The organism is Bacillus sp. 5w2 (assembly GCF_054353775.1).
Window position 1 is genome coordinate 20,676 of the sequence record NZ_JBTIWT010000007.1, and the last position, 24,673, is coordinate 45,348.

Annotated in this window: 23 protein-coding genes; 8 read left to right on the top strand and 15 right to left on the bottom strand. The window is 35.6% G+C overall.

What is annotated here, in order from left to right:
* Positions 1 to 40 precede the first annotated feature (40 nt).
* From ACXY7N_RS14225 to ACXY7N_RS14245, 5 genes are all read left to right on the top strand, one after another.
* The gene (locus tag ACXY7N_RS14225; protein WP_016089422.1) at positions 41 to 1,153 is read left to right on the top strand and encodes an RNA-guided endonuclease TnpB family protein; all 1,113 of its coding nucleotides are present in this window, start codon (positions 41 to 43) and stop codon (positions 1,151 to 1,153) included.
* A gap of 198 nt (positions 1,154 to 1,351) precedes the next feature.
* Positions 1,352 to 2,257: a TIGR01777 family oxidoreductase gene (locus ACXY7N_RS14230; RefSeq protein WP_016089423.1), complete on the top strand. Its 906-nt coding sequence runs from the start codon at positions 1,352 to 1,354 to the stop codon at positions 2,255 to 2,257.
* Positions 2,258 to 2,396: 139 nt separating this feature from the next.
* Positions 2,397 to 3,527, top strand: coding sequence for an amidohydrolase (locus tag ACXY7N_RS14235; protein WP_016089424.1), 1,131 nt, complete (start codon positions 2,397 to 2,399; stop codon positions 3,525 to 3,527).
* A 241-nt stretch (positions 3,528 to 3,768) separates the two neighbouring features.
* Positions 3,769 to 4,326, top strand: coding sequence for a GNAT family N-acetyltransferase (locus ACXY7N_RS14240; RefSeq protein ID WP_000914737.1), 558 nt, complete (start codon positions 3,769 to 3,771; stop codon positions 4,324 to 4,326).
* A 110-nt stretch (positions 4,327 to 4,436) separates the two neighbouring features.
* The gene (locus tag ACXY7N_RS14245) at positions 4,437 to 4,556 is read left to right on the top strand and encodes a YfhE family protein (protein WP_000358484.1); all 120 of its coding nucleotides are present in this window, start codon (positions 4,437 to 4,439) and stop codon (positions 4,554 to 4,556) included.
* Between the two features lie 368 nt (positions 4,557 to 4,924).
* On the opposite strand, the gene ACXY7N_RS14250 is transcribed toward ACXY7N_RS14245, so the two are convergent.
* From ACXY7N_RS14250 to ACXY7N_RS14310, 13 genes are all read right to left on the bottom strand, one after another.
* The gene (locus ACXY7N_RS14250) at positions 4,925 to 6,091 is read right to left on the bottom strand and encodes a diglucosyl diacylglycerol synthase (protein WP_016089425.1); all 1,167 of its coding nucleotides are present in this window, start codon (positions 6,089 to 6,091) and stop codon (positions 4,925 to 4,927) included.
* 412 nt (positions 6,092 to 6,503) lie between these two features.
* Positions 6,504 to 7,235, bottom strand: coding sequence for a pyruvate formate-lyase-activating protein (gene pflA / locus ACXY7N_RS14255; RefSeq protein WP_016089426.1), 732 nt, complete (start codon positions 7,233 to 7,235; stop codon positions 6,504 to 6,506).
* A gap of 69 nt (positions 7,236 to 7,304) precedes the next feature.
* On the bottom strand, positions 7,305 to 9,554 hold the full coding sequence (pflB, locus tag ACXY7N_RS14260; protein WP_016089427.1) for a formate C-acetyltransferase: 2,250 nt from the start codon (positions 9,552 to 9,554) through the stop codon (positions 7,305 to 7,307).
* Between the two features lie 339 nt (positions 9,555 to 9,893).
* Positions 9,894 to 11,441: a glycosyltransferase family 2 protein gene (locus tag ACXY7N_RS14265; RefSeq protein WP_116349639.1), complete on the bottom strand. Its 1,548-nt coding sequence runs from the start codon at positions 11,439 to 11,441 to the stop codon at positions 9,894 to 9,896.
* Positions 11,434 to 12,399 carry a UDP-N-acetyl-alpha-D-glucosaminuronate decarboxylase gene (locus ACXY7N_RS14270; protein ID WP_098486028.1) on the bottom strand — a complete coding sequence of 322 codons (966 nt, stop codon included), beginning with the start codon at positions 12,397 to 12,399 and terminating at the stop codon, positions 11,434 to 11,436. The genes ACXY7N_RS14265 and ACXY7N_RS14270 overlap by 8 nt, the downstream gene beginning before the upstream one ends.
* On the bottom strand, positions 12,396 to 13,640 hold the full coding sequence (locus ACXY7N_RS14275; protein WP_016137012.1) for a nucleotide sugar dehydrogenase: 1,245 nt from the start codon (positions 13,638 to 13,640) through the stop codon (positions 12,396 to 12,398). The genes ACXY7N_RS14270 and ACXY7N_RS14275 overlap by 4 nt, the downstream gene beginning before the upstream one ends.
* On the bottom strand, positions 13,630 to 15,177 hold the full coding sequence (locus tag ACXY7N_RS14280; RefSeq protein WP_353811498.1) for a glycosyltransferase family 2 protein: 1,548 nt from the start codon (positions 15,175 to 15,177) through the stop codon (positions 13,630 to 13,632). Before ACXY7N_RS14280 ends, ACXY7N_RS14275 begins: the two co-directional genes overlap by 11 nt.
* 13 nt (positions 15,178 to 15,190) lie before the next feature.
* Positions 15,191 to 15,385, bottom strand: coding sequence for a hypothetical protein (locus ACXY7N_RS14285; protein WP_000899482.1), 195 nt, complete (start codon positions 15,383 to 15,385; stop codon positions 15,191 to 15,193).
* Between the two features lie 16 nt (positions 15,386 to 15,401).
* Positions 15,402 to 15,803, bottom strand: a complete 402-nt coding sequence (locus ACXY7N_RS14290) for an LSm family protein (protein ID WP_016137010.1) — start codon at positions 15,801 to 15,803, stop codon at positions 15,402 to 15,404.
* 165 nt (positions 15,804 to 15,968) lie between these two features.
* On the bottom strand, positions 15,969 to 16,784 hold the full coding sequence (locus tag ACXY7N_RS14295; RefSeq protein ID WP_088083189.1) for a sugar ABC transporter ATP-binding protein: 816 nt from the start codon (positions 16,782 to 16,784) through the stop codon (positions 15,969 to 15,971).
* 187 nt (positions 16,785 to 16,971) lie between these two features.
* On the bottom strand, positions 16,972 to 18,213 hold the full coding sequence (locus ACXY7N_RS14300) for a serine hydrolase domain-containing protein (protein WP_033659617.1): 1,242 nt from the start codon (positions 18,211 to 18,213) through the stop codon (positions 16,972 to 16,974).
* Between the two features lie 261 nt (positions 18,214 to 18,474).
* Positions 18,475 to 19,977 (bottom strand): N-acetylglucosamine-specific PTS transporter subunit IIBC, encoded by a 1,503-nt coding sequence (nagE, locus tag ACXY7N_RS14305; protein WP_016133546.1) that lies wholly within the window; start codon positions 19,975 to 19,977, stop codon positions 18,475 to 18,477.
* A 141-nt stretch (positions 19,978 to 20,118) separates the two neighbouring features.
* Entirely contained in the window at positions 20,119 to 20,232 is a 114-nt protein-coding gene (locus tag ACXY7N_RS14310; RefSeq protein WP_080118111.1) for a transcriptional regulator, read from the bottom strand.
* Positions 20,233 to 20,301: 69 nt separating this feature from the next.
* Between ACXY7N_RS14310 and glsA the strand changes: the two genes are divergently transcribed.
* Together glsA and ACXY7N_RS14320 are read left to right on the top strand one after the other, a co-directional pair.
* On the top strand, positions 20,302 to 21,231 hold the full coding sequence (gene glsA, locus ACXY7N_RS14315) for a glutaminase A (RefSeq protein ID WP_016089435.1): 930 nt from the start codon (positions 20,302 to 20,304) through the stop codon (positions 21,229 to 21,231).
* Between the two features lie 176 nt (positions 21,232 to 21,407).
* The gene (locus ACXY7N_RS14320; protein WP_000766602.1) at positions 21,408 to 21,749 is read left to right on the top strand and encodes a DUF3969 family protein; all 342 of its coding nucleotides are present in this window, start codon (positions 21,408 to 21,410) and stop codon (positions 21,747 to 21,749) included.
* A gap of 122 nt (positions 21,750 to 21,871) precedes the next feature.
* Here ACXY7N_RS14320 and ytaF read toward each other — a convergent pair whose 3' ends face one another.
* Positions 21,872 to 22,483, bottom strand: coding sequence for a sporulation membrane protein YtaF (ytaF, locus tag ACXY7N_RS14325; RefSeq protein ID WP_016089436.1), 612 nt, complete (start codon positions 22,481 to 22,483; stop codon positions 21,872 to 21,874).
* Between the two features lie 130 nt (positions 22,484 to 22,613).
* Between ytaF and ACXY7N_RS14330 the strand changes: the two genes are divergently transcribed.
* Positions 22,614 to 23,267, top strand: coding sequence for a helix-turn-helix domain-containing protein (locus ACXY7N_RS14330; RefSeq protein ID WP_016089437.1), 654 nt, complete (start codon positions 22,614 to 22,616; stop codon positions 23,265 to 23,267).
* Between the two features lie 99 nt (positions 23,268 to 23,366).
* Here the strand turns inward: ACXY7N_RS14330 and ACXY7N_RS14335 are convergent, their stop codons facing one another.
* Complete coding sequence (locus ACXY7N_RS14335; RefSeq protein ID WP_016137007.1) at positions 23,367 to 24,641, bottom strand: acetylornithine deacetylase; 1,275 nt, start codon at positions 24,639 to 24,641, stop codon at positions 23,367 to 23,369.
* Positions 24,642 to 24,673 lie beyond the last annotated feature (32 nt).

Below are 24,673 nucleotides of genomic sequence, written 5' to 3' on the forward strand. Positions count from 1 at the left end.
TAGCTTATGGGAAATGAAGCGAAAACTGAGGTGAATGGAAATGCTAAAGCAGAATAAGGCGTACAAATTTCGTCTGTATCCTACAGAAGAACAAGCTCATCTCATACGTAAAACGTTCGGATGTGTACGCTTTGTGTATAATAAAATGCTGGCTGAGCGGAAAGAAATATACGAAACATATAAAGAGAACAAGGAAGAGCTGAAGAAACAAAAATTCCCTACTCCTGCGAAATACAAAGTGGCGTATGAATGGCTTAAAGAGGTCGATTCCTTAGCATTGGCTAACGCGCAATTAAACTTGCAAACTGCGTATAAGAACTTTTTTAGTGGTCAAAGTGATTTTCCTACATTCAAAAGTAGAAAGAGTAGAAAATCTTATACAACGAATCGCGTAAACGGAAATATTATGTTATTTCATGGTTATATCAAATTACCGAAATTGCAAATGGTGAAACTGAAGCAACATAGGGAGATACCGCCAAATCATATCATCAAATCTTGTACGATTTCGATGACACCTACCGGTAAATACTATGTGTCTATCTTGACTGAATATAAAAAAGAGATTGTACAAAAAGAAGTACAAAGTGTAGTTGGATTAGACTTTGCAATGGCTGAATTATATGTGAGTAGCGAAGATGAGAAAGCCAATTATCCTCGCTTTTATCATCAGATGTTAGACAAACTAGCGAAGGCACAACGAGTATTAGCCAGACGTGTGAAAGATTCGGTACGCTGGAATAAACAACGCATTCGTGTAGCGAAGCTGCATGAAAAGGTCGCAAATCAACGTAAGAATTTCCTTCATCACAAGTCTAAAGAATTGGCTACTCATTTTGACGTTGTAGCAATCGAAGATTTACATATGAAAGGAATGTCACGAGCACTTCGCTTTGGTAAGAGTGTAGCTGATAACGGCTGGGGGATGTTCACGACATTTTTAGCATATAAGCTACAAGAACAAGGAAAACAGCTTGTGAAAATAGATAAATGGTTTCCTTCTACAAAGATGTGTAGTCGTTGTGGAAACAAAAAAGAAATGTCACTATCTGAACGTACGTATGCGTGTTCGTGTGGACTAACAATCAGTCGTGACTATAACGCAGCGATCAATATCAAAAAGGAAGCGATGCGGTTATTCGCATTGATATAAACCGTAAAAAATAACCTTTGGAACAAGGGAGTTAGCTCGGCTGTCTTAAGACAAATTCGTTAGCTATCAAAAGTAGCGATGAACCGAGAAGCCCCCACTTCAAGTCAGCTCGTAAGAGATACTAAGTGGTGGGTAGTTCACCATAGTCAAGGAACGTTTTTGCTTTTCAAGAATATATATAATGAGGAGGAAATAATTGTGAGAATCGCAATTTCTGGTGGTACCGGCTTTATCGGTAAATACCTTTCTACTTTTTTTATTCAAAAAGGATATACTGTTTACATTCTTACTCGAAACAAAACTACTGAAACTTCACATCCTAACCTTCAATACGTACAATGGACACCAGATTTACAAATCTTCCCCCTCTCCTCTATTGATGTAGTTATTAATCTAGCTGGAGAGTCTATTAATAGTAGGTGGACAAAGAAACAAAAGGAATCCATTTTAAACAGTAGAATTCAAACAACAAAAGGACTCATTAAACAATTGCAAAAACTAAATACAAAACCAAGCACATTTATTAACGCAAGTGCCATTGGATACTATGGCACTTCTGAAACCGAGTCTTTTACAGAACAGCATGAGACTCCTGGAAATGACTTTTTAGCAAATACAGTATATTCATGGGAACAAGAAGCATCTAAAGCACGTTCTCTCGGAATACGAACAATCTACGCAAGACTTGGAGTTGTATTAGGCGCAGACGGAGGAGCTCTTCCAAAAATGCTACTCCCCTATCAATTCTATATCGGAGGTACAATTGGATCTGGAAACCAATGGTTATCATGGATTCATATAGATGATGTCGTTCGCCTAATTGATTTCATCATACACAAAGAAGAAGTTGATGGACCTTTTAACATTACGGCTCCCCTACCTATAAGAATGAAGGAATTTGGAGAAACCATTGCAACTATAATGAAAAAACCTCATTGGTTACCTGTCCCTTCATTTATGCTTCACACTTTATTGGGTGAGATGAGTATACTTGTACTAGAAGGACAACATGTATTACCTACTAAAGCAATTGAACATGGGTATCAATACACATTTCCAACAGTAGACCATGCATTACAAAATATACTTTCGCATACAATGTAGTACTTCTAAAACACAGTTTTACAGGGGCCCTTTCAAAACCTTCATTTTCTAGAATCCGGAGCATTATTACACAAATAATCTTTCAGTTACTTCCCCTTAAATTCCATTAACATTATAAAGTAACAGAAATGAGGTACCTATGAAAATATTGCTCAAACAAGCCATTGTCTATCCTATTACATCCTCGAAATTTCAAGGGGATGTACTCGTTATAGGAGAACGAATTGCTGAGGTCAAGCCTTCCATTCAACCTACTCAAGATATGACAGTTATAGACGCGCGTGCTCTTCATCTCTTACCTGGATTTATTGATGTCCATACTCATCTTGGTCTCTATGATGAAGGTACTGGTTGGGCTGGCAATGATGCAAATGAAACATCTGAAGTTTCAACACCACATATCCGTTCTTTGGACGGAATCCACCCTTTTGATATTGCATTTCAAGATGCTGTACAAAACGGAATCACAACTGTTCATGTTATGCCAGGAAGTCAAAATATTATCGGTGGTACTACTTGTGTAATAAAAACAGCTGGAACTTGTATTGATCATATGATTATTCAAGAACCTGCTGGCTTAAAGATTGCCTTTGGAGAAAACCCTAAAAAGGTCCATAGTAATGGAACGAAAGAATCCATAACACGTATGGGAATTATGGGATTACTTCGGGAATCATTTTATGAAGCACAGCACTACGGGCATGAAGCTGATTTTCGAATGCTTCCTATCTTAAAAGCATTACGCCGCGAAATACCCGTGCGTATCCACGCTCACCGAGCAGATGATATTAGTTCTGCTCTACGCTTTGCAACAGAATTCAATCTCGATTTACGCATTGAACATTGTACAGAAGGACACTTTATTGTTGAAGAGCTTTCGAAACACAATTTGAAGGTTTCCGTTGGCCCCACTCTTACACGCCGTTCTAAAATCGAACTAAAAAACAAAACATGGGATACTTACCATATATTATCAAAAAATGGAGTGGAAGTTTCTATCACAACAGATCACCCTTATACACCCATTCAATATTTAAATGTTTGTGCTGCTGTCGCAGTAAGGGAAGGATTAGACGAAAAAACTGCACTAGAAGGAATCACTATATTTCCAGCGCGAAATTTACGTTTAGAGGATAGAATTGGAAGCATTGAGGTTGGAAAAGACGCTGATCTCGTGTTATGGACTCATCATCCTTTCCATTATTTAGCCAAGCCTGTACTAACCATGATTGATGGAAAAATAATTTACAAAAAAAATAAAAAAAACTAGTTTATTTTTTTGACTAGATAAAGTATTATACGATTATAAACTGAATGAAACCATAATCAATTTGTGTCGTGATTATCATTTTCAAATTGATGAATGGGGAAGGCAAATGGTGCGCCACCAGCGTTAGAAACTGGTTCTAGTGGGTTCGATTCCCACCCCGAAATTTTTTAAAGATTGATATAAAAATTTCGAGGGTGGGGTGTTTTTTCGGCATGCTACCCTCGTGTGAGGAGGAGTTAGTATGTTGAAAAAACGCGACTTACACGACAGCCACGTTCTATACGAGTTAATGGTGGATCCAGCTGTCTTCCCTTTTGTGCGTCAAAAGGCTTATTCTTATGAAGAATATTTATTTTTAACGAAACAAACGATTGAAGCAGAAGAGCGTGGGGAATTAATTTCACGCACAATTTTAGATGAATGGGGTAACCCCATCGGAACAATTACTTTATTTGATGTGCAAGAAAAAGCCGGATTCCTTGGAACATGGCTTGGTAAACCATATCATGGAAAAGGCTATAATAAATTGGCGAAAGATTCATTTTTTAGCGAACTTTTCTATGAATTAGATATTGAAACCATCTTTATGCGTATTCGTAAAATAAATATTCGTTCTATTAAAGCTGCCGAAAAACTACAATATGTAAATCTAGCAAACGAAACAAGAAAAGCCGTTTATGATGAAATTAACGCAAATGAAGAAGTATATAACTTATATGAAATTCCAAAAGATCAATATACACTTGCTACAATGCGAGATACAACATTCCAAGATGCTCATCAACTAAAAGAAGCATAATCTAAATTTTCAGAAATAATAATTAACCATTAACATTTTGACATATACGTATATCACCCCATGTCTTTGGAAACGATAGATAGTAACTTTAAGACACGAGGTGATTTGTAATGGATAAAAAGAAACGTGACAAAGCAAAAAACACATTATCTAGTACACAAGAAGTTCTATACCAACGAGAATTTCGCAAAGCAGATCGCGCAGCGGGTTATCGCTCGAAAAGTATTTAAAGTGAGAATGAATAATTAGAAGTTTTCCCCCTAATTATTCATTCTCATTACATATTTTTTCTACGTGATAGAATAGATAAAAAAGTTCCTTATTTATAAGGAACTTTTTTTATGTGGATAACGTTATCCACATAATTTATAGAATTTTGAATAAATTACACGAACCCTTCACGAGTTTATATGTTGTAACGCATAGTAAATGTTAGAATTGTGGATATTTTTCTAAAAATTGTGGACAATGTGGATATAGTTGTTAATATTTCGACTTTACTGTTTAATGAAAGCGTAATCTTCATGTGGATAAGTTATTACTTTATCTTATAAAACAATAAAGAACCCTCTTTAAACATATAAAAGAGGGTTTCATATCAAGTAAATAATTGTGCAAGAGCAGGTGATTTAATAGGTATATGATTCGATTCTACATGATTTTCTGCCAAAATTGTATCCACAATATGACCAGCTGGCTCCGGACGATAAATGCCTTTCATCGCTTCTTTCATTTGAAGAAGCTTCATATCATCTTGTAATAACGCCTCTGTTTTTGCAAAAACCTCACTATCATCACGAATGACAACTGCAGCTCCTTTTCTTTCAAAGTACATCGCATTTTCATTTTCTTGTCCTGGAACAGGCTTATATAAAATGACAGGTACTTGCAATGCTGCCGCTTCACTTAACGTAATACCGCCTGGCTTCGTAATCATACAAGAAGTAACACGGAATAATTCATCAATATTTTCAACATAGCCAAATACTTTTAATGCATCAGGATTTTTTTCCTGTATCCCTAATAAATCCTGTTTTAACGCTTCATTTTTCCCACAAACGACAACTACTTGTAAATCTGGTACTGACATAAATGATTGGCATAGTTCTTTTACACTTCCTAATACCCCATGAGCACCTGCTACAATTAGTAAAATCTTTTTATTCTTACATAACTGATATTTATTATATATAATGTCTGGATTTATCTTTAACTCAAAACTACTACGAATTGGAATTCCAGTTTCAACAATTTGCTCCGCAGGCACACCAATATCAATCATAACTTTTTTCACGTGATCAGTTGCTACAAAATAACGATCTACTTCCCGATGAATCCATATTTTGTGCACACAAAAATCCGTTAATACGTTATACACAGGAATTGAAATACCTGTTTGCTTTTTTAATTCTGGTACAGCTATAATCGGAAAGGTATTAATAACAATATCCGGTTTCTCTGCTTGTAAAAGTAATTTCAAACGTTTTCTTCCAAAATTCGCATACCAAGATGCTATTTTTTTATCATAAATTTTTTCTACGCCATAATAAAACAAGCGGTATAATTCTTTTCCGATTGTATAACTTTTTAAATATAAATATTTTGTAATATCGGTTATAACTGGATGTGATTCTCCGAACAAATCGCATACAATTACATCTTTAATTCCTTTTTGGCGAAATGTTTGTTCTAATGTTTTCGCTACTTGCACATGACCATTACCGTAATGTGCAGTTAATATTAAAACCTTGGGGTTTTTTATCAAACAAATCCACTCCTAGCTTATTGTTTCTCCATATTGCATATACGACAATAGGAAAAACATTTTCCTTAAAAATTACATAAACAGATTCTAATACTTCTCTTTCAGCTATGTACCTGTCGTGGATATGCAAAGCATATAAGATTGACCCCTTAATCCTATCTGTGCTCATATCTTTACATTATACTTTCCTATAAGAGCTTTCGCAATAACTTACAAATGTTCTCTATTCCATGATACTCACTCTTTTACTTCTTAATTCTTTTTACTATTTTGATTTCCCTTTACAATTATGTAAATTTCTCCACTTATTCCTTACAAAAATATGGATATTCTGTTTTCAGTATACTCTTTTATATATATATACTCTAGGTTTTATTGTAAAGAAAGCAAAAAGCCTAATCCAATATTTGGATTAGACTACTTGTAAAATATGTCTTGCTTGTTCTACATTTTTTTCAGTAGGTGGTTCTACATTCACAAGTGGGTACTTATGCCCAAGTGCCTCCCATTTATATACACCAAGCTTATGGTATGGTAGCACTTCAACTTTCTGAACATTAGACAGACTTTGAATAAAGCTAGATAGTTTTTGTAGATCCTCTTCATTATCCGTAACACCAGGAACTAATACGTGTCGTACCCAAATCGGTTTATTTTTATCCGATAAATAACGAGCAAATTGTAAAATATGTTCATTGGGTTTCCCTGTTAATTTACGGTGTTTCTTTGAATCAATATGTTTCAAATCCAATAAAACTAAATCTGTGTAATCCATTAAAATATCTAGCTTATTTTGGAATTCTGGTTCTTCAGAATAACAACCACCCGAAGAATCAATTGTTGTATGAATTCCAGCTTCTTTACATTTCTTAAATAATTCAATTAAGAAATCTAGCTGTAATAATGGTTCCCCACCACTAACTGTTATACCGCCTCCGGAAGCTTCAATAAAAGGAAGGTAACATGTCACATCCTGCATTACTTCTTCGACTGTTATTTCTTTTCCTTTACCGATCTCCCACGTATCAGCATTATGACAATATTGACAACGTAATAAACACCCTTGTGTAAATATGACATAACGAATTCCTGGGCCATCAACAGTACCACAAGACTCTACAGAATGAATTCTTCCTTTTACCATGTTACTTCCTCCTTTATTGAAACAGCCTCCCTCTGCTATTTATAAAATGCAGAGGGACACCTTTTTCACTTACATGCTTTCATGCATTGTACGGTTAATTACATCAATTTGTTGTTCACGAGTTAATTTAATAAAGTTTACAGCGTAACCAGATACGCGAATTGTTAATTGTGGATATTTTTCAGGATGTTCCATTGCATCCATTAATGTTTCACGGTTAAATACGTTAATATTTAAGTGATGGCCTTCTTTTACTGCATAACCATCAAGCATTGATACTAAGTTACGTACTTGTACATCATCTTCTTTACCAAGTGCTTTTGGAATAATAGAGAATGTATTAGAAATACCATCTTGTGCATCTTCATATGGTAATTTAGCTACAGATAATAATGAAGCTAATGCACCTTTTGTATCACGTCCATGCATAGGGTTCGCACCTGGTGCAAATGGTTCTCCAGTACGGCGACCATCTGGAGTGTTACCAGTTTTCTTACCGTATACAACGTTAGATGTGATTGTTAAGATTGACATTGTATGAACAGAATTTCTGTATGTTTTATGTTTACGAAGTTTATTCATAAATGTTTTCACAAGATTTACAGCGATTTCATCTACACGATCATCATTGTTACCGTATTTAGGGAAATCTCCTTCGATTTCAAAATCAACTGCAATACCGTTTTCATCGCGAATTGGTTTTACTTTTGCGTGTTTAATTGCACTTAAAGAGTCTGCTACTACAGATAGACCCGCGATACCTGTTGCCATTGTACGAAGAACATTTGTATCATGAAGTGCCATTTCAATACGTTCATAGCTATATTTATCGTGCATGTAGTGAATAACATTTAATGTGTTTAAGTATAGACCCGCTAACCATTCCATTGTCATATCAAACTTATGCATAACTTCTTCATAATCTAATACTTCAGAAGTAATCGGTGCGTACTCAGGACCAACTTGTGCTTTAGATTTTTCATCTTTACCACCATTAATCGCATATAGTAATGCTTTTGCTAAGTTTGCACGTGCGCCGAAGAACTGCATTTGTTTACCAATTCTCATTGCAGATACACAACAAGCAATTCCGTAGTCATCGCCGTAGTCAGCACGCATAATGTCATCATTTTCATATTGAATTGCTGATGTTTTAATAGACATTTTCGCACAGTAGTTTTTAAAGTTCTGTGGTAATTGTTTTGACCAAAGAACTGTTAAGTTTGGTTCTGGAGCTGGTCCTAAATTATCTAATGTATGCAAGAAACGGAATGAGTTCTTTGTTACTAAAGGACGACCATCTAATGCCATACCACCGATAGATTCAGTTACCCAAGTTGGGTCACCAGAGAATAATTCATTATAATCAGGTGTTCTTGCAAATTTCACAAGACGTAATTTCATAATAAAGTGATCTACAATTTCTTGTACTTCTTCTTCTGTTAAAGTACCATTTGCTAAATCTCTTTCAATATAAATATCTAAGAATGTAGAAGTACGTCCAAGACTCATTGCAGCTCCGTTTTGCTCTTTAATTGCTGCCAGATATGCGAAGTATAACCATTGGAATGCTTCTTGTGCATTTGTTGCTGGCTTAGAAATATCAAAGCCATGAGAAGCAGCCATTTGTTTTAATTCTTGAAGTGCACGCATTTGCTCAGATAACTCTTCACGTAAACGCATTGTATCTTCGCTCATCACACCGCCAGTTAAATCTAAATCAGCTTTTTTCGCTTCAATTAAATGATCAATACCATATAACGCTACGCGGCGATAGTCACCGATAATACGCCCACGTCCGTATGCATCTGGAAGACCAGTAATAACGCCTGATTTACGTGCATTTCTCATTTCTGGTGTGTATGCATCGAATACGCCTTGGTTATGAGTTTTTCTCCAATCTCTAAAAATACGACTAAGTTCTTTATCCATTTCGTATCCATAAGATTCACAAGCTTGTTCCGCCATACGAATACCACCATATGGTTGTAAAGAACGTTTAAATGGTTTTTCAGTTTGGAAACCGACTACTTTTTCAATATCTTTATTTAAATATCCTGGTTCATGTGATGTAATAGAAGAAACAATTTTTGTATCCATATCAAGAACGCCACCGTTTTCACGTTCTTTCGTTGTTAAATCCATTACTTGATCCCAAAGTTGCTTCGTTGCTTCAGTTGCTCCCGCTAAGAAAGATTCGTCTCCTTCGAAAACGTTTACATTATTTAAAATGAAATCGCGAACATCAATCTCTGCTTTCCATTTTTCACCTTTAAAGTTTTCCCATGCATTTTTAACATTTTCTAATACTTGAGTCATCCTAATCTCCTCCATTTTTGATTAGTACAGGACTAAGATTTTTTATATAACAGCTTACACACTTAGAATACTACTTTTTTGCGAAAGTGAACGAAATAGTTGTGACATGTTTGTGAAATGTTGAGCAAACCACTATATACATAGTATTAACTTCACTTAAAAGTCTTTATAATTAACCCTTTCCTTAATTGTATTTTTTTGGTATCCTTATATACGAGTCCTATTTTGTAATAGAAGAACAATACCCATTGTAGAGCTGTAATACTCTTATCTCCTAATCTGTTATAGTTTTTATAACAGAACAAAAAAGTGTACATATGTTGTACACTTTTTTTGTTACTACTCTAAAACATCTCTTTTTCTATTCCCATCATAGAATCCACCACGACTGCCTTCTAATACAATTAATTGCTCCAATCCTTCTATATGATCACCTATAATTCGCAAGACAGCTGGAGGATGGCCTATTTTCGCAAAATGTTCACTGGGACGAATGCGGTTCATCTTATCGACCTCTACACGACTTACACATGCAATTTCGAATCCTGACAGAATAGCTTTCACTTGTGCTACACAAGGTGACAGTAAAGATCTATACCCGATTTCTTTCAAACACTTACGGCTAAACGCATTCGGTACAGCGATAAGAGAGCCTACTCCTAGATCTTTTCTATCACAAGCTAAATTTAATGCATATTTAAATGCAGTTACAAGATGAAGCGGTACTCTTAAATCTAAATAATGATTTAGATCATTTAATGCGACATCTATTCCATCTGCAATAGCTTTTGCGAAAGGATATAATTCCCTAGCCGGAATAACAAAGTCACCGTCTATAAACAACATAATATCCCCTTTTGCAAAATAAGTTCCAAGTGAACGCCCCACATCGTTTCCAAGTGCTTCTTTATATACAATTGTTGTTGCTCCCTTGTCTTTTGCAATCGTTGCTGTTTTATCAGACGAACCATTTACAACAACGATAATTTCAAAAGCTTCAATTTTGCGAAGCTCTTCTATAACGTTTCCAATTGTTTTCTCTTCATCTTGTACAGGAATAATGACCGATAATTGCTTCCCTTTATACAACTTAGATGTAACGCCCCATCCTTGATAAAAATCTTTGAAACTTAAAGTATGATAGACACACTCTCTTTTCCTATTTCCGTCATCATACCCTCCGCGCTCATCACTGCCTACTATCCGCTCCGCTACTGCTTCTATATGATCACCTATCATCCGTTTTTCAGATGGGGAAAGACCCGTGCCATACGCAGCGTGCTCGGTCGGACGAAATTTATTCGGGGTAATAACGTCAATTGCACAATGACGACTAATTCTCCATTTGCTTTGTACTAGGCGTAAATGAGCCACAATAGGATTAACAAAACATTCATATCCAATGCTTTGAACAACTTCTTTCGTCAACGCATGAGGTACAGATAATAAAGAATCAATTTTTAACTCTTCACGCTCTAACATTGCATTTAATATTTGGCGCCATACTGTCACGGAGTGCGGTTTTTGTTTCTTTAAAAATAATGCGTCCAAATTATTTAAAACGATGTCGGCCTGATCATGTAAAATTGGATTCAGGAATAATTGTAATTTTGAAGTTTGAATAGCAAAATCTCCATCTATAAATAGTAATACATCACCTATCGCGTGTTTTGCACCAACCGCACGGCCAACATCGTTACCAAGTGAATCCTTATACCGGATTACCTTACATCCTAAACGCTCAGCGATCGCTTCTGTATTATCGTTACAACCGTTTGCTACTACAATAATCTCTACTGGATTTAATCCTTTTACCGATTGAATAACGTCTGAAATCGTATCCGCTTCATTACATACAGGTATAATAATTGATAGCGACTTAGCCATTGTTTTCTTCACGAAACCATTTAATAGTTTCTTTCAATCCTTGTTCCCACGTTACTGTCGCTTGAAATTGAACAAGTTCTCTTAATTTCGTTACATCTGGTCTTCTATTTGGAATTTCTTCAAACCCATGTGGATATACTTCATCAAAAGGAACTTGGACAATTTTTGATGAAGATTTCGTTAGCTTTTTAATTACTTCTGCTACTTCTTTTATATTTTTTTCATTCTCAGAACCTATATTAATAATTTCACCATTTACCTTCTCATCCATTGCTCGAATCGTTGCCTCCACCGCATCACTTACATACGTAAAGCAACGTGTCTGCTTCCCATCTCCATATACGAGAATGTCTTCACCTTGCAGGGCCGCACTGATAAATCGTGGGATTACCCCTGCATACGGACCATCTTTCGCTCTTGGGCCATAAATATTAAAATAACGAACAATCGTTACCGGTAAACCTTCTAATGCGTAGCCTAAACATAATGTTTCTTCTAACGTTTTACAAACTGCATAACTCCAACGTATTTTAGAAGTTGCCCCGTATAATCGATCCCCCTCTTCAGAGAAGGGTGGCTTTGCCTTACCATATACTTCTGAAGTAGACGCAAAGACTACTTTCTTCTTTCCTTTTAGCGCTGCTTGTAAAATGTTTCTCGTTCCATCAAAATTCGTTTCAATAAGCTCTATACTCTTTTCCATTGTCGTTTTCACACCTAAAATTGCTGCTAAATGAAACACTACATCATGTTGATTTACTAATTCATAAATAGAATTTTTATCTAAAACGCTTATTGGAATAACCCGAATTTCTTTCATTAACTCATCATGATATTTATTTTTTCCTTTATAGAAGTTATCCACAATCGTGACTTCATTTCCTCTTTTCACCAACTCTTCGGCTAAATGCGATCCAATGAATCCTGCTCCACCTGTAATTAAACATTTCTTACTCATACACTCACCTTCTTTATAATTCCACGTGTATCTATTACTCGCTTCATTCCTTTAAAAAGCTTCCAATCGATATTAGAGTGATCAGTTAAAATTAAAATACAATCCGCTTGTTTCATGACTTGTTCATTCAAAGAAACAGATTGGTACACCTTATCTCCAAATTTTGCAGAAGAAATATATGGATCGTGATATTCGATCTCATATCCTTCTTTTATTAACAATTCAATAATTGGTAAAGCCGGTGATTCTCTCAAATCATTTACATCTTTCTTATATGCAATTCCTACAATTAAAACTGATGCAGGCGATTGCACCATGCCTTTTACTTTCCGGACTATTTTCTCTGGCATTTCTTCATTAATCACATGTGCTGCTTCAATTAATTGACTAATTGTCCCATTCTTTTTTATTCTCCATTGGAAATATAAAGGATCTACTGGAATACAATGTCCCCCTATTCCTGGTCCTGGCCAATATGGGGTAAATCCAAACGGTTTTGTAGATGCAGCTTCAAGCGCCTCATAAAAATCAATTCCTAAACTTTCACATAACATATTTAACTCGTTTACTAACGAAATGTTCACTAAGCGCTGAATATTTTCAAATAGCTTACACATCTCCGCTACTTTTGGAGAGCTAACAGGAACAACTACATCGAAGATCGTGCTATATAAATCCTGTACTTTTTGTTTGCACTTTTCTGTTTGTCCACTAATTACTTTTGGAATCGTTTGAACTGAATATTGACTATTGGCTGGATCAATCCTCTCAGGAGAATATCCAATATAGAAATCTTCTCCTACCTCTTTACCTTCTTGAGAAATAATAGGAATGATAACTTCCTCAAGCGTACCTGGATATGTGGAGCTTTCGAAAATGAAGGTTTGTCCTTTTTGAAGGTTTTGTTGTATATAATGCGAAGCTGAAATGAGGGCACTTAAGTCTGGTTCTCTTTGTTCATTAATTGGAGTTGGGACAGTGACAATAACATAATCACTATTTTGAAAATCAGCAATACCTTGATCCGGTGTATTTACTATTAATTTTTTTTTAGTCAATAAACTTTGTAACAATTTAGAAGGAACATCCGGAATATAACTTTCTCCTTTTATAATTGATTCTATTTTTCTAGTATCTTTATCTAATCCAATTACTGTATGTCCTCTCTCTGCAAAATGAACTGCCAAAGGAAGGCCGACATATCCTAATCCGATAATGGCAACTGTACTACTAACATTCATCTGTATTCTCTTCTTCCTTTCTCAATTGTTGAATGATATTTCTATCCCGCTCTCCATCTGTAAAACTCCCGCGCTCATCTGTGGATTGCAATAAATATGCAATTGCCTCAAGTTGATCGCCGAAAATACGGTCAAATGCTGGAATGCGCCCATTTACAAATCCATGTTGCTCTGGGCGTACCCGATTTGTTTTTATAACATCTACAAATTCTACTGCTGTAATAGAGAATCCCTCCAAAATAGCTTTCATTTGAGCTAGTGGCGGAATGATAAGAGAATCGTATCCAATTTTCTCTATTACCTTTTTATGCATAGCATGTGGTACTGCCGTTAATGAGTTATTCCATAAATTTGGTCGTTTCGCTACTAAATTCACAAAATATTTTCCCATGCTAATTGGATCTGCCGGATGAAACATATCTAATAAACACTGTAAATCATTTAATGCCACATCATGTCCATCTTCAATAGCATGTAAAAATGGAATTAGTTTTTTTCCCGGAATAACAAAATCACCATCGACAAATAAACAAATATCGGCCGTGGCATGCATAACTCCTATCGCTCGGGCTACATTATGTCCGAGCGCTTCCTCGAATTCAATAACGATGACATTCTCTAGCTTCGCTTGTTTAATTGTCTCAACGTCCGCTCCATTCGCAACAACTATAATTTCATCTACACCTGCTTTTTTCACTTCTTGTATAACAGATCTTATAGTCATCTTTTCTTCTGAAACTGGGATAATCGCACTATATTTCGCTTTTTCTCTTTGTAATAAAACTGGTTTATACTTTCCTATAAACTCTCTATCCCTATTTCCTTCCGAAAAGCCACCACGCTTACCATATATTTCGATTACGTATTGCAAAGCACGTAAATGATCCCCCATAATACGACTAGTCGCTTTCGGATAAGGAGAACCAGGTGATGTACCAGTATGAACAGGCCGAACTTTATTTGTGTGAATTACATCGACCGAAGCCATATCCACAATATCTACTCCTCTAGACATCGCCATCGCTTGAAATAATGCTGGATCTGCTAAATTCCACCATCCAAGCTTCTGAATAACTTCCCTACTCATCGCATGTGGAATTGCGATTAAAGATCCAACAACAAGCTCTTTCTTATTCAAATAACGATTCAACATACATTTTCCCACTGTCGTATAATGTGGTCTCATCTTTAAATAAACAGACCATGTTAAATTATTCACAACAATTTGATGGCCTTGCTGAATTCCTTTCACGAAACGTTGTAGGTCTTTATTATCAATGACGATGTCACCATCTAAAAACAATACAATTTCACCTTTTGCTTCTCTAGCTCCAATTGCCCGTCCAACATCATTGCCAAGAGAATGTTTATAATAAATTACATGGCAATGATGTTGTAACGCTATTTCTTTCGTTCCATCTGTTGATCCATTATCAACTACGATAATTTCATAAGGTTCGAGCTTCTCCACTTCTACTAAAACTTGTGATAAAGTACTCGCTTCATTATGCGCTGGAATAACAACTGATACTCTCATATTTGTATCACGCTTACCCTTCCAAGCGAACATAAGCAATAATAGGAGTACGCACAACTACATCTTCCGGTGGTCCATAAGAAGGAGAAGTACGAACACTTACTGCCCCATCTGTCACAGATAACAGAATACCCGCAACAATTTCAACCGCTGTCACAACTTGCACTAGCTCACCAACATGGTTACGCAATTCTTCAGTAAATAACATATATAAGTCTCCTTCCTTACGCTTCTTTAATTGATATAATGCTTGTAAATGGTAATAAAATTTCTGTTCCTATCCCTTCTTGCAGTGTTAAGAAATCATCACCAACTGCTACAATTACACCCGTTAACTGTCCAACTGTCACCGTAATTTCTACGTTTTCACCCAAATACTGCTCTGCAATTTCTTTAAAAGGTGATGTATTACATTCTTTTAATATGTTACAAATAATAGATTGAAATCTGCTTGATTCAATAAATTCTTCCGTAGCTTGCTTAGAGTTTCTTTGAATAAATCTCGCGAAGTTTTGTGAAAATAAAAGTCGTTCCACAGCAGGCAATAACTTATTATCTAAAAAATAATCTAATTGTCTATTAAACAATCTCGATAACTTTTTCCAATACTTACCGAACAGACACATACACTTCTCCTCCTATTATTTTTAGATTATAAAAATACATCCATACATCTTAATGTATACAAAGCAGATTTTTTTGTGATAGGTAAGACATACATTTTTTAACAAAACAATATGTTCTAATTACAAAAAAAGATAGATGGTATCCCATCTATCTTTATATATATATTAATTTTTAATTGTAACTATCGCAGAGACACTGTAATAAACTGCTCGTGGTAATTCTGCCTGTTCACTTATAGAAGCTGTAACAAGAGACCCTCCGCTTGCCGAAAAATACTTAACAGCTTCTAACGGAATACCGTCTTCTTTCACATCTATATGTGTTCCATCCCGCCAATCTATTTTCTGCATTGTTGCTGAAAGGTCCCCAGTCACTTTACCAAATTCTTTACCATCCACCCCTAAAAAAATCCATTCCCACTTTGTTAAACTTAGTATTTGTGTTAACTCTCCAATTTTCTTTCCATCTACATTAGAGAAAATATAGACGTTGCGTAATCCCATCTTCTTTTGAACACGCAACAATCTTTCTCCCGAGTGATTATATAAATACAATTGTTGCTTATGTAATCCCCTAAAAAGAAAAGAAAGTACAGCTTGCCATACACGTTGAATAACAAAATCATACTCTTCTTTTAAAAACCCTACTGTATTTCCATCTAATCCAAAGTACGTTATTGCTTGAAATACCCCTACCTCTTTGCGAACAACAAATTTTTGTTGCTCAAATAATTCAGAAGTCTCTATATTATAATTTTCCTGTTTAAGTATTTTTGATCTTCGTTTTTCCATAAAGCTATATATTAATAATCCAAATGCCGGTAGTACAACACCTATTAATTTTAGATTTTCTTTCTCCGAAGTGAATAGCGTCCCTTTTTTATATTCCATCAACAATGCAATTGCAACGATAATCCATACAATGATAGATACAAAGAAAATTCGTTTCGCATTACGTGCGTGATGCTTATGTATACTCATACCCCTCCTCCTTTTCCATTTATCCTGCATTAACGGGCAGTAAGACCCACACTTCAAAATTCGGCGAAAGCCAAGAAGTTAGGTGGGGGATGAAGAACCCCCCACTGATTAAGGTTTCACTTTATTTCATTATCTCATTGCACATACACTTCCTCAATAAAAAAAGACTATCCATCAGGATAGCCTCTTACACTTCAATATTTCGCAACATCGTATAAATGTCGTTGTTCACTTTACCAAACGATTTAATGTTGTTTTGGATGTTAGATAATAAAACGACATATACACTTCCGTTTTTACTAAATCCATTTAAACAATTCCATCCTGGCATTACACCGTGATTCGAATAACTTCCCGGGTCTACATACCAACCAAATCCGTAATCCTTTTTCACGGCCGTAAACATTTGATTATAGCTCTCTTTTGAAATTAACTTTCCAGAGAATAGCGCTTCATTAAATAAATATAAATCATGTGCACTTGTATATATATCACCACAACCATATAGTTGTGACATACTTGGAATATTAGGTGTTGTCATATTGTTATTTACTATTTTATAACCTGTCGATGGAAACCTTGTTTGCTCTAACGCTTTACCGAAACCAGAATGTTTCATACCCGCAGTAGCAAAAATATGTTGTTTAATATATTCTTCTAGCGGTTGCCCACTTACCTTCTCAGCGATGTAGGCAAGTATAGAATAGTTCGAATCGGAATACTTCCATTTCTCTCCAGGACTCCCAATACGCTTTTGCTTTCCTATTCGTTTTATCAATTCTTCATGAGAAATATCCTCTGTTCCCTGCTCATACTCTGGAATTCCTGATGTATGTGTTAGTAAATGCTTTAACTGAATACCATTACCTTGAGGGAAATCTGGAATATACTTTGCAACCGTATCCTCTACGTTTAATTTATTTTGATCTTTTAATTGCATAATAGCAGTCGCTACAAACGCCTTTGAAATAGAGCCAATATAAAAAGTTGTCTCTGAATTATTCGGTACTTGTTTCTCTTTGTTCGCCATACCGTACCCTTTATTCAAAAGAACTTTTCCGTTCTTCACAATAACAGCTGTCCCACTAAATCCTGCGTTTTGTAAATATTGATCTAATTGAGCGTTTTCATTAATTTCTTGAGGTGGTCCCTCAGCAGGCTTTTCCACAGCTTGTGCTTGCTTCACTTGTTCTTCCTGCTCTTTTTGTTTTTGTGCTTCTTGCTTCTTTTTTTCTTCTTTCTTTTTTAGCTCTTCTTGTTTCTTCATTTCTGCTGCTGCTTTTAAAGTTTTTTCTTTCTTATTATCCGCAACAATTTTTGTATACATGAAATATACAACTGAAAATAGTAAGACGAGAATGATTGTTCTTTTTATGTATACAATCGGCTGACGTGCTTTCCCATTCGCATTATTTTTTTCCTGATCCATAATTGCTTTTTTCCCCTTATTTACCGATAATTTAATTCCACTACACAAGATTCATTCCAGAACTTTTTCATAGATTTTTGACATTCCATTCGACGTCATCCCTACTTTATCACGCACTGTACATATTACCAACCTATATGCATAAAAAAGAAAAAGAAAATTTACAAAAGTAAGATTCCCGTTAAATTATTAACAAAAAAAGAGGATATCCCCTAAAAATTGATGTTATCAATCTTTTGGGATATCCTCTTATCTCATTATTTATACGTGTTTTTTCATATCATCGGCAACAGATTCAACATTTGTACCTACGATAACTTGGACACTTGTGTTACTTAATTTCATAACACCTTTTGCACCAGCACGTTTTAATGCTGCTTCGTTTACTTGACCAGCATCTTTCACTTGTAAGCGTAGACGTGTTGCACAGTTATCAATAACTGTTAAGTTTTCTTTTCCGCCTAAAGCTAATACGTAAGTTTCACCAATTGAACCTGCAACTGGCGCATCATCCTCTTCAGCTAACTCATCGTCATCTTCACGACCAGGAGTTTTCAAGTCAAACTTCTTAATTAAGAAGTAGAATACTACAAAGTAAATTACTGCGTAAATTAAACCGATTCCCGCTAGCAATACTGGTTTTGTTGCAATACCAAAGTTTAAGAAGTAATCAATTGCACCGGCACTAAATGTGAAACCATCGTGAATGCCAAGTGCTGTTGTTACAAATAAAGAAATACCTGTTAACACGGCATGAATACCATATAATACTGGTGATAAGAACATGAATGAGAATTCAATTGGTTCTGTAATACCAGTTAAGAATGAAGTTAATGCTAGACCACCTAACATACCTGTAACCATTTTACGTTTTTCTGGTTTAGCAGCTGCAATCATTGCGAAACATGCTGCTGGTAAACCGAACATCATAACTGGGAAGAAACCAGTCATAAACATACCTGCTGTTTTATCTCCTGCAAGGAAGCGAGCAATATCACCATTTACAACGTTACCTGCTGCATTTGTAAAGTCACCAAATACGAACCAGAAGTATGTGTTCATTACATGGTGTAAACCAATTGGAATTAAGAGACGGTTTAATAAACCAAATAGACCTGAACCAACTGCACCTAAATTAACAATTCCATGAGCTAATGCATCGATGCCATTTTGAATTGCTGGCCAAATTTGTGCGAATAAAATTCCTAATATTAGCATCACAACCGATGTAACAATCGGAACGAAACGTTTTCCAGCAAAGAAACCTAACCATTCTGGAAGTTTAATCTTATGGAATTTATTGTAAAGGAATCCTGCTATAACGCCGACAATAATACCACCTAAAACTTTCATATCCACTTTAGTCGATAATTCGGCTGCCTTAGATACTTGTGTCATTGTATCTGCAAGCTTAGATGGATCTACATTAGCGCTATTACCTATTAAATCTTGAACTTTGCCTAATTTATCTTGTAATTCTACAGTAGAATATCCCTTACTAAGTGCATCAATACTGTTTTTCATAACTAGATAACCAATTGCACCTGCAAGACCTGCTGCACCACTACCATCAACTGAAAGACCGATTGCAATACCAATTGCAAAAATAAGTGCTAAATTATCAAAAACTGCTGCACCGGCCTGTGCCATAACAGGAATATCAAATACATCTGGTTGCCCTAAACGAAGCAATAATCCTGCTGCTGGTAGTACGGCGATTGGAAGCATTAACGCTTTACCAATACGTTGTAAAAACTGCAACATTTTAATTCCCCCTATCAAATTTATGAAATCGTTATCATTATAAGTACGCCTTAGAAAACGCTTTCTATTTACATAACCATAATAACATATAGTTGTATAGATGTGTAGTTTTTATTTTCGAATTTTTTATGGATAAATCTCCTATTTCCAAACTGTTATATAAAAGGGAAATTCTCCTTTTTTAATACAGAAGACCCGAAACGAACGACCTACTATCGAACATGTAACTTTCGTTTTATCATTCCACTTTTTCATGTTATTATTTATTTCCGAGCATATCGGGAAAAGTAAACGTAGTTAATTCGAAATAGGAGCGTTGGTACTATGCAGTGCATTGAAACAAACAACTTACAACAGTTGTTAGAACAAGTAAAACCATATACGAAAAAAGGAAAACTTGCTACTTATATCCCCGAACTAGGAAATGCAAATCCAGATGATTTAGGGATTGCCATTTTCCATAAAGATACAGAATACATCCATGCTGGCAACTCACAAACACTATTTACTCTTCAAAGTATTTCAAAAGTAATTACACTTGCACTTGCCCTTTTAGATCGTGGTGAAGAATATGTATTTTCTAAAGTTGGAATGGAACCAACTGGTGATCCATTCAACTCTATTATTAAGTTAGAAACAACAAGCCCATCCAAACCACTTAATCCAATGATTAATGCGGGGGCACTAGCTATTACAAGCATGTTAACAGGAAAAGATAATGAAAAAAAAATGGAGCGCATCCTTCATTTTGTACGTGAAATAACAGATAATCCTACCATTAATTATTCTTCTAAAGTTGCCAATTCAGAATTAGAGACAGCTTACTTAAACCGTTCACTTTGTTACTATATGAAACAAAACGGAATTATCGATTGTGACATCGAAGAACTTATGGATTTATACACTCGTCAATGTGCAGTTGAAGTAAACTGTATCGATTTAGCACGTATCGGCTTAATTTTTGCGATGGATGGATATGATCCATATAAGAAAAAACAAATTATCCCTAAACATATTACAAAAATCTGTAAAACATTTATGGTTACATGCGGTATGTATAACGAGTCTGGTGAATTTGCGATCCGTGTTGGTATTCCTGCAAAAAGTGGTGTAGCTGGTGGCATTTTCGGCTGCGTAAAAGGAGAAATGGGAATTGGCATTTTCGGACCGGCTTTAGATGCAAATGGGAATAGTATCGCTGGTTTTAAAATTCTTGAACTTCTTTCTGCTCAAGAAGGTTGGAGCATTTTTTAATTCAGAGTTATCCTGCTATACTAGCAGGATTTTTTTATTTCATAAAAAACCTCAACTTTATTAGCTATCCATACCCTTACAAAAAACGTACTGAAACTTTCTCTATATCATGCATATTTGCTCCCCCCTCCTGAATAATATAGTACAACCTAGCGCTATATGTGGAGGTGTGAAAGATGAAACTAATATTTCAAATGGAAAAACAGCCTGTTCTTGAAAAAACAATTCTTCTTTTTATATTGAGTATTGTAGAAAGCTTGAAGTTAAAGGTGGTTTCACTCGATGAAGCTCACCGATACATATTTAATTTAGAAGTACTTGAACTACTAATGGATCGGAATATCGATGATCAAGTACTTGAACTTATTCATTTCGGAATGGGGCTTGAAGACATTCATCATGTGCTTCCTGAAGAACTTGAACATACGATCGAAGAATTAAAGTGGCTTTGTATTCAGGTTTTAAGTGAATACAGTATGCATGAAGAATCGGAACAATTAATTGAAGATATACGTTAAAAAAGCACCTATGTAGGTGCTTTAATATTTATAAAAACAGTAGCGTTTAGATAATTACGCATCCGATGTCGATATATGCAATTCATTCGAGTATTTCCGAGGAAATGCTCGAACATTGTATGTTACAATAACTGATCTATCCCAATAAGAATTAATAGCACGCCCGCAATCACAGTAGCCCATTTCCCTAAGTATTCTGCTAAAAATCGTTTTCCTACATACGCAAAACCACTAATACAAATAAAACTAAACACACCAGAAATAGTTGCTGTAAGCCACAGATTCAAGTTTGTTACCCCAGCATCAAACCCACCTGCAATATTATTAATAGACAGTGCAACTCCTAAAACAATTGCTTCTGAAAAACTAATTGTTTTAGAACCATCAAAATCTGCTTTTTCTGGATCACGTAAAATTCCCATAAGTACATTACCTTCTTTAGAGCCTACGGTATTTCTTTGCCCCAAGAAAGGCTGGCATAAAATAAACACCCCGATTATCGCTAAAACGATTGCTCCAATCAGGTTTGCCGTAAACTCTGAAATAAATAAAGCAATCCAGTTCCCAAAAAAGCCAGCTAGTAAAGTAAATAAAAAGCCAAAAAATGCGATGATAAAATTGTTAAGCCACGAAATTCGGATTTTACGAATGCCATATGCAATCCCAACACCTGCATTATCTAAATTAGAAGCAATCCCGATTAAAAAAATTGAAAATAGACCTGCCGTACTCATAAACAGTCACCCTTTCTTCTCACTTTTCAATGCATCTTATGAAAATGTTGAGCAACTGTGCCTGTCTGTTTCATATACATGTAATAAATGCTCAACATTTTTTCAACAATAAAAAAGGAGTGCCTCCACTATGCCTAAAGAAAATCCAAATGAACGGCTTAGTACATTAATAAAAAAACTTTTGAAAGAACGTGCCTTATCCATGCGCCAACTCGGAATGCTTACAAATATTGATCCCGCAACAATCTCAAGAATTATGAATGGTAAACAACCACCAAAACAAAAACATCTACAAAAATTTGCAGAATGTCTGCAAGTCCCACCCCAATTATTATTTGATGAAATGTATCCGGATTCTCCTCACATTAATAAAGAAAAAACGGATATGTACACATCTCTTGATACAATTCAACAAACACTGCAATCCTCTAACTTATTTGACTTCGACTACACAACAACTCGCGTAAAACAAGAACTTGAAAACTATGAACGCTACGCTCAAACAACAGAAGGTGAAAAACGGATTCATGAAAGTTTCGCAAGCAAATTAGAACAAATTGATAGTGCTGGTCCTTTTATTGAACAATTAACAGATATGTATCAACAATTTTGCAATGAAACTAATCCGAAAGAAGAGCGTGCAGTTCTTGGAGGCGCATTACTGTATTTCATTTTATCGACAGATATTATTCCCGATTACCTCTTTCCAATTGGCTATTTAGATGATGCAATTGCTGTTGAATTAGCAAAAGAGAAATTAATGGAACTAAAACGAAAGACATAGAAAAATAAAGAACTATTTCAGTTGTTTCTATTCAACTCTGAAATAGTTCACTAAAAAATCGTACAAGTATACATACCTGTACGATTTCAACATACTAATCTATTTTTTCGTATGACACCATTCATATATAAATGCTGTTATTACTTTTGTAAATTCAAATAACTGTTCTACTTCAACTTTCTCATTTATTGAATGAGCTTCTTCTAATGTACCTGGTCCATAAATAACAGCTGGAATATGAAATTCACTAAACCAACCACCATCCGTTACCGTTGCTGACATATCTAAAATTGCATTTTTAGAGAGAATTGATTCGTGTACTGAGCTAAGCGTTTTTACAGCTGCATGTTCACTATCTATTTCTAAAGAAGGGAAAATTTCGCCACGATCCACAATCATTGATTCTCCGCCCCACTTAAATTGTGGTGGATTTTCACTTAACCATGGATCAGCAGCTGCTACTTTCCCAATATACTCTTCAATTTCTTTTATTATTTTTTCATGTGTTTCATTCGGATAAAAGTGCACTGTTATCCATAACCGGCACTCATCTGCAATAAACGCTGCATGACGTCCGCCCTCAATAACAGCTGGATTAATTGTTGTTGTTCCAGAGGGATAGCCTTCATATGTTTTCATGACTGCCCAATGACGCTCTAATTCTTGTAAACTTTGCACAATTTTCATCATTTTTTCAATCGCACTCGCTCCGAATAAACGTCCTCCAGCATGGATCATTTGCCTGCGTGTTGCATCATGAAACGTTTGCGGGCTCTTCACAGTAATCCATCCGGTGATTACACCGCCCTGTCCTTGCATATGTAAATCACTCGTATCCACTACGACTGCAAAATCAGCATCATAACCTCTTTTGCAGCATTGAAGTGTACCCGCTTCTCCCACTTCTTCCCCAATTACTGATTGAAAGATTAAATCTCCAGGTAATTCAATACCTGCTTCTTGTAAAAGCTGAATAGCGAATAGCGCTCCAGCCAGTCCCCCTTTCATATCAGCTGCACCACGTCCAACTAACCAACCATCTTTTATAAATGGCTCAAACGGATTTGCCTCCCACACATCATCTGCTGACACTTCAGCTACATCCATATGTCCATTAATAATAAGACTTTTATGCGTGTCACTTTCTATCCCTTTTTTCACCCCAACAACGTTTGGGTCATTCGGATATACATCCCATTTATCAACACTGAAATCTCGCTTCCTTAGAAAATCTGCAACAAATTCTTGCGCCTCACTTGTGTTTCTCGCCGGCGGTGCTGGTGTTTCAAAACGGATTAAATTCTTTGTAAGCTCTAGTAACTCATCTTTTCGTAAATCAATCTGTTCTAATAGCTGTGAAACTTCTTGATTCATCGCTAATTCCCCTTTGCATACATAGTATGTTT

Bases quoted from the DNA above. Each gene is read 5' to 3' on its own strand.
- pflB (WP_016089427.1), bottom strand. From the start codon at position 9,554: ATGACTCAAGTATTAGAAAATGTTAAAAATGCATGGGAAAACTTTAAA.
- ACXY7N_RS14270 (WP_098486028.1), bottom strand. From the start codon at position 12,399: ATGAGTAAGAAATGTTTAATTACAGGTGGAGCAGGATTCATTGGATCG.
- ACXY7N_RS14285 (WP_000899482.1), bottom strand. From the start codon at position 15,385: ATGTTATTTACTGAAGAATTGCGTAACCATGTTGGTGAGCTAGTGCAA.
- ACXY7N_RS14240 (WP_000914737.1), top strand. From the start codon at position 3,769: ATGTTGAAAAAACGCGACTTACACGACAGCCACGTTCTATACGAGTTA.
- ACXY7N_RS14245 (WP_000358484.1), top strand. From the start codon at position 4,437: ATGGATAAAAAGAAACGTGACAAAGCAAAAAACACATTATCTAGTACA.
- ACXY7N_RS14280 (WP_353811498.1), bottom strand. From the start codon at position 15,177: ATGAGAGTATCAGTTGTTATTCCAGCGCATAATGAAGCGAGTACTTTA.
- ACXY7N_RS14235 (WP_016089424.1), top strand. From the start codon at position 2,397: ATGAAAATATTGCTCAAACAAGCCATTGTCTATCCTATTACATCCTCG.
- ACXY7N_RS14295 (WP_088083189.1), bottom strand. From the start codon at position 16,784: ATGAGTATACATAAGCATCACGCACGTAATGCGAAACGAATTTTCTTT.
- ACXY7N_RS14225 (WP_016089422.1), top strand. From the start codon at position 41: ATGCTAAAGCAGAATAAGGCGTACAAATTTCGTCTGTATCCTACAGAA.
- ACXY7N_RS14300 (WP_033659617.1), bottom strand. From the start codon at position 18,213: ATGGATCAGGAAAAAAATAATGCGAATGGGAAAGCACGTCAGCCGATT.
- pflA (WP_016089426.1), bottom strand. From the start codon at position 7,235: ATGGTAAAAGGAAGAATTCATTCTGTAGAGTCTTGTGGTACTGTTGAT.
- ACXY7N_RS14265 (WP_116349639.1), bottom strand. From the start codon at position 11,441: ATGGCTAAGTCGCTATCAATTATTATACCTGTATGTAATGAAGCGGAT.
- ACXY7N_RS14290 (WP_016137010.1), bottom strand. From the start codon at position 15,803: ATGTGTCTGTTCGGTAAGTATTGGAAAAAGTTATCGAGATTGTTTAAT.
- ACXY7N_RS14275 (WP_016137012.1), bottom strand. From the start codon at position 13,640: ATGAATGTTAGTAGTACAGTTGCCATTATCGGATTAGGATATGTCGGC.
- ACXY7N_RS14335 (WP_016137007.1), bottom strand. From the start codon at position 24,641: ATGAATCAAGAAGTTTCACAGCTATTAGAACAGATTGATTTACGAAAA.
- ACXY7N_RS14320 (WP_000766602.1), top strand. From the start codon at position 21,408: ATGAAACTAATATTTCAAATGGAAAAACAGCCTGTTCTTGAAAAAACA.
- ACXY7N_RS14330 (WP_016089437.1), top strand. From the start codon at position 22,614: ATGCCTAAAGAAAATCCAAATGAACGGCTTAGTACATTAATAAAAAAA.
- ytaF (WP_016089436.1), bottom strand. From the start codon at position 22,483: ATGAGTACGGCAGGTCTATTTTCAATTTTTTTAATCGGGATTGCTTCT.
- ACXY7N_RS14310 (WP_080118111.1), bottom strand. From the start codon at position 20,232: ATGAAAAAGTGGAATGATAAAACGAAAGTTACATGTTCGATAGTAGGT.
- glsA (WP_016089435.1), top strand. From the start codon at position 20,302: ATGCAGTGCATTGAAACAAACAACTTACAACAGTTGTTAGAACAAGTA.
- nagE (WP_016133546.1), bottom strand. From the start codon at position 19,977: ATGTTGCAGTTTTTACAACGTATTGGTAAAGCGTTAATGCTTCCAATC.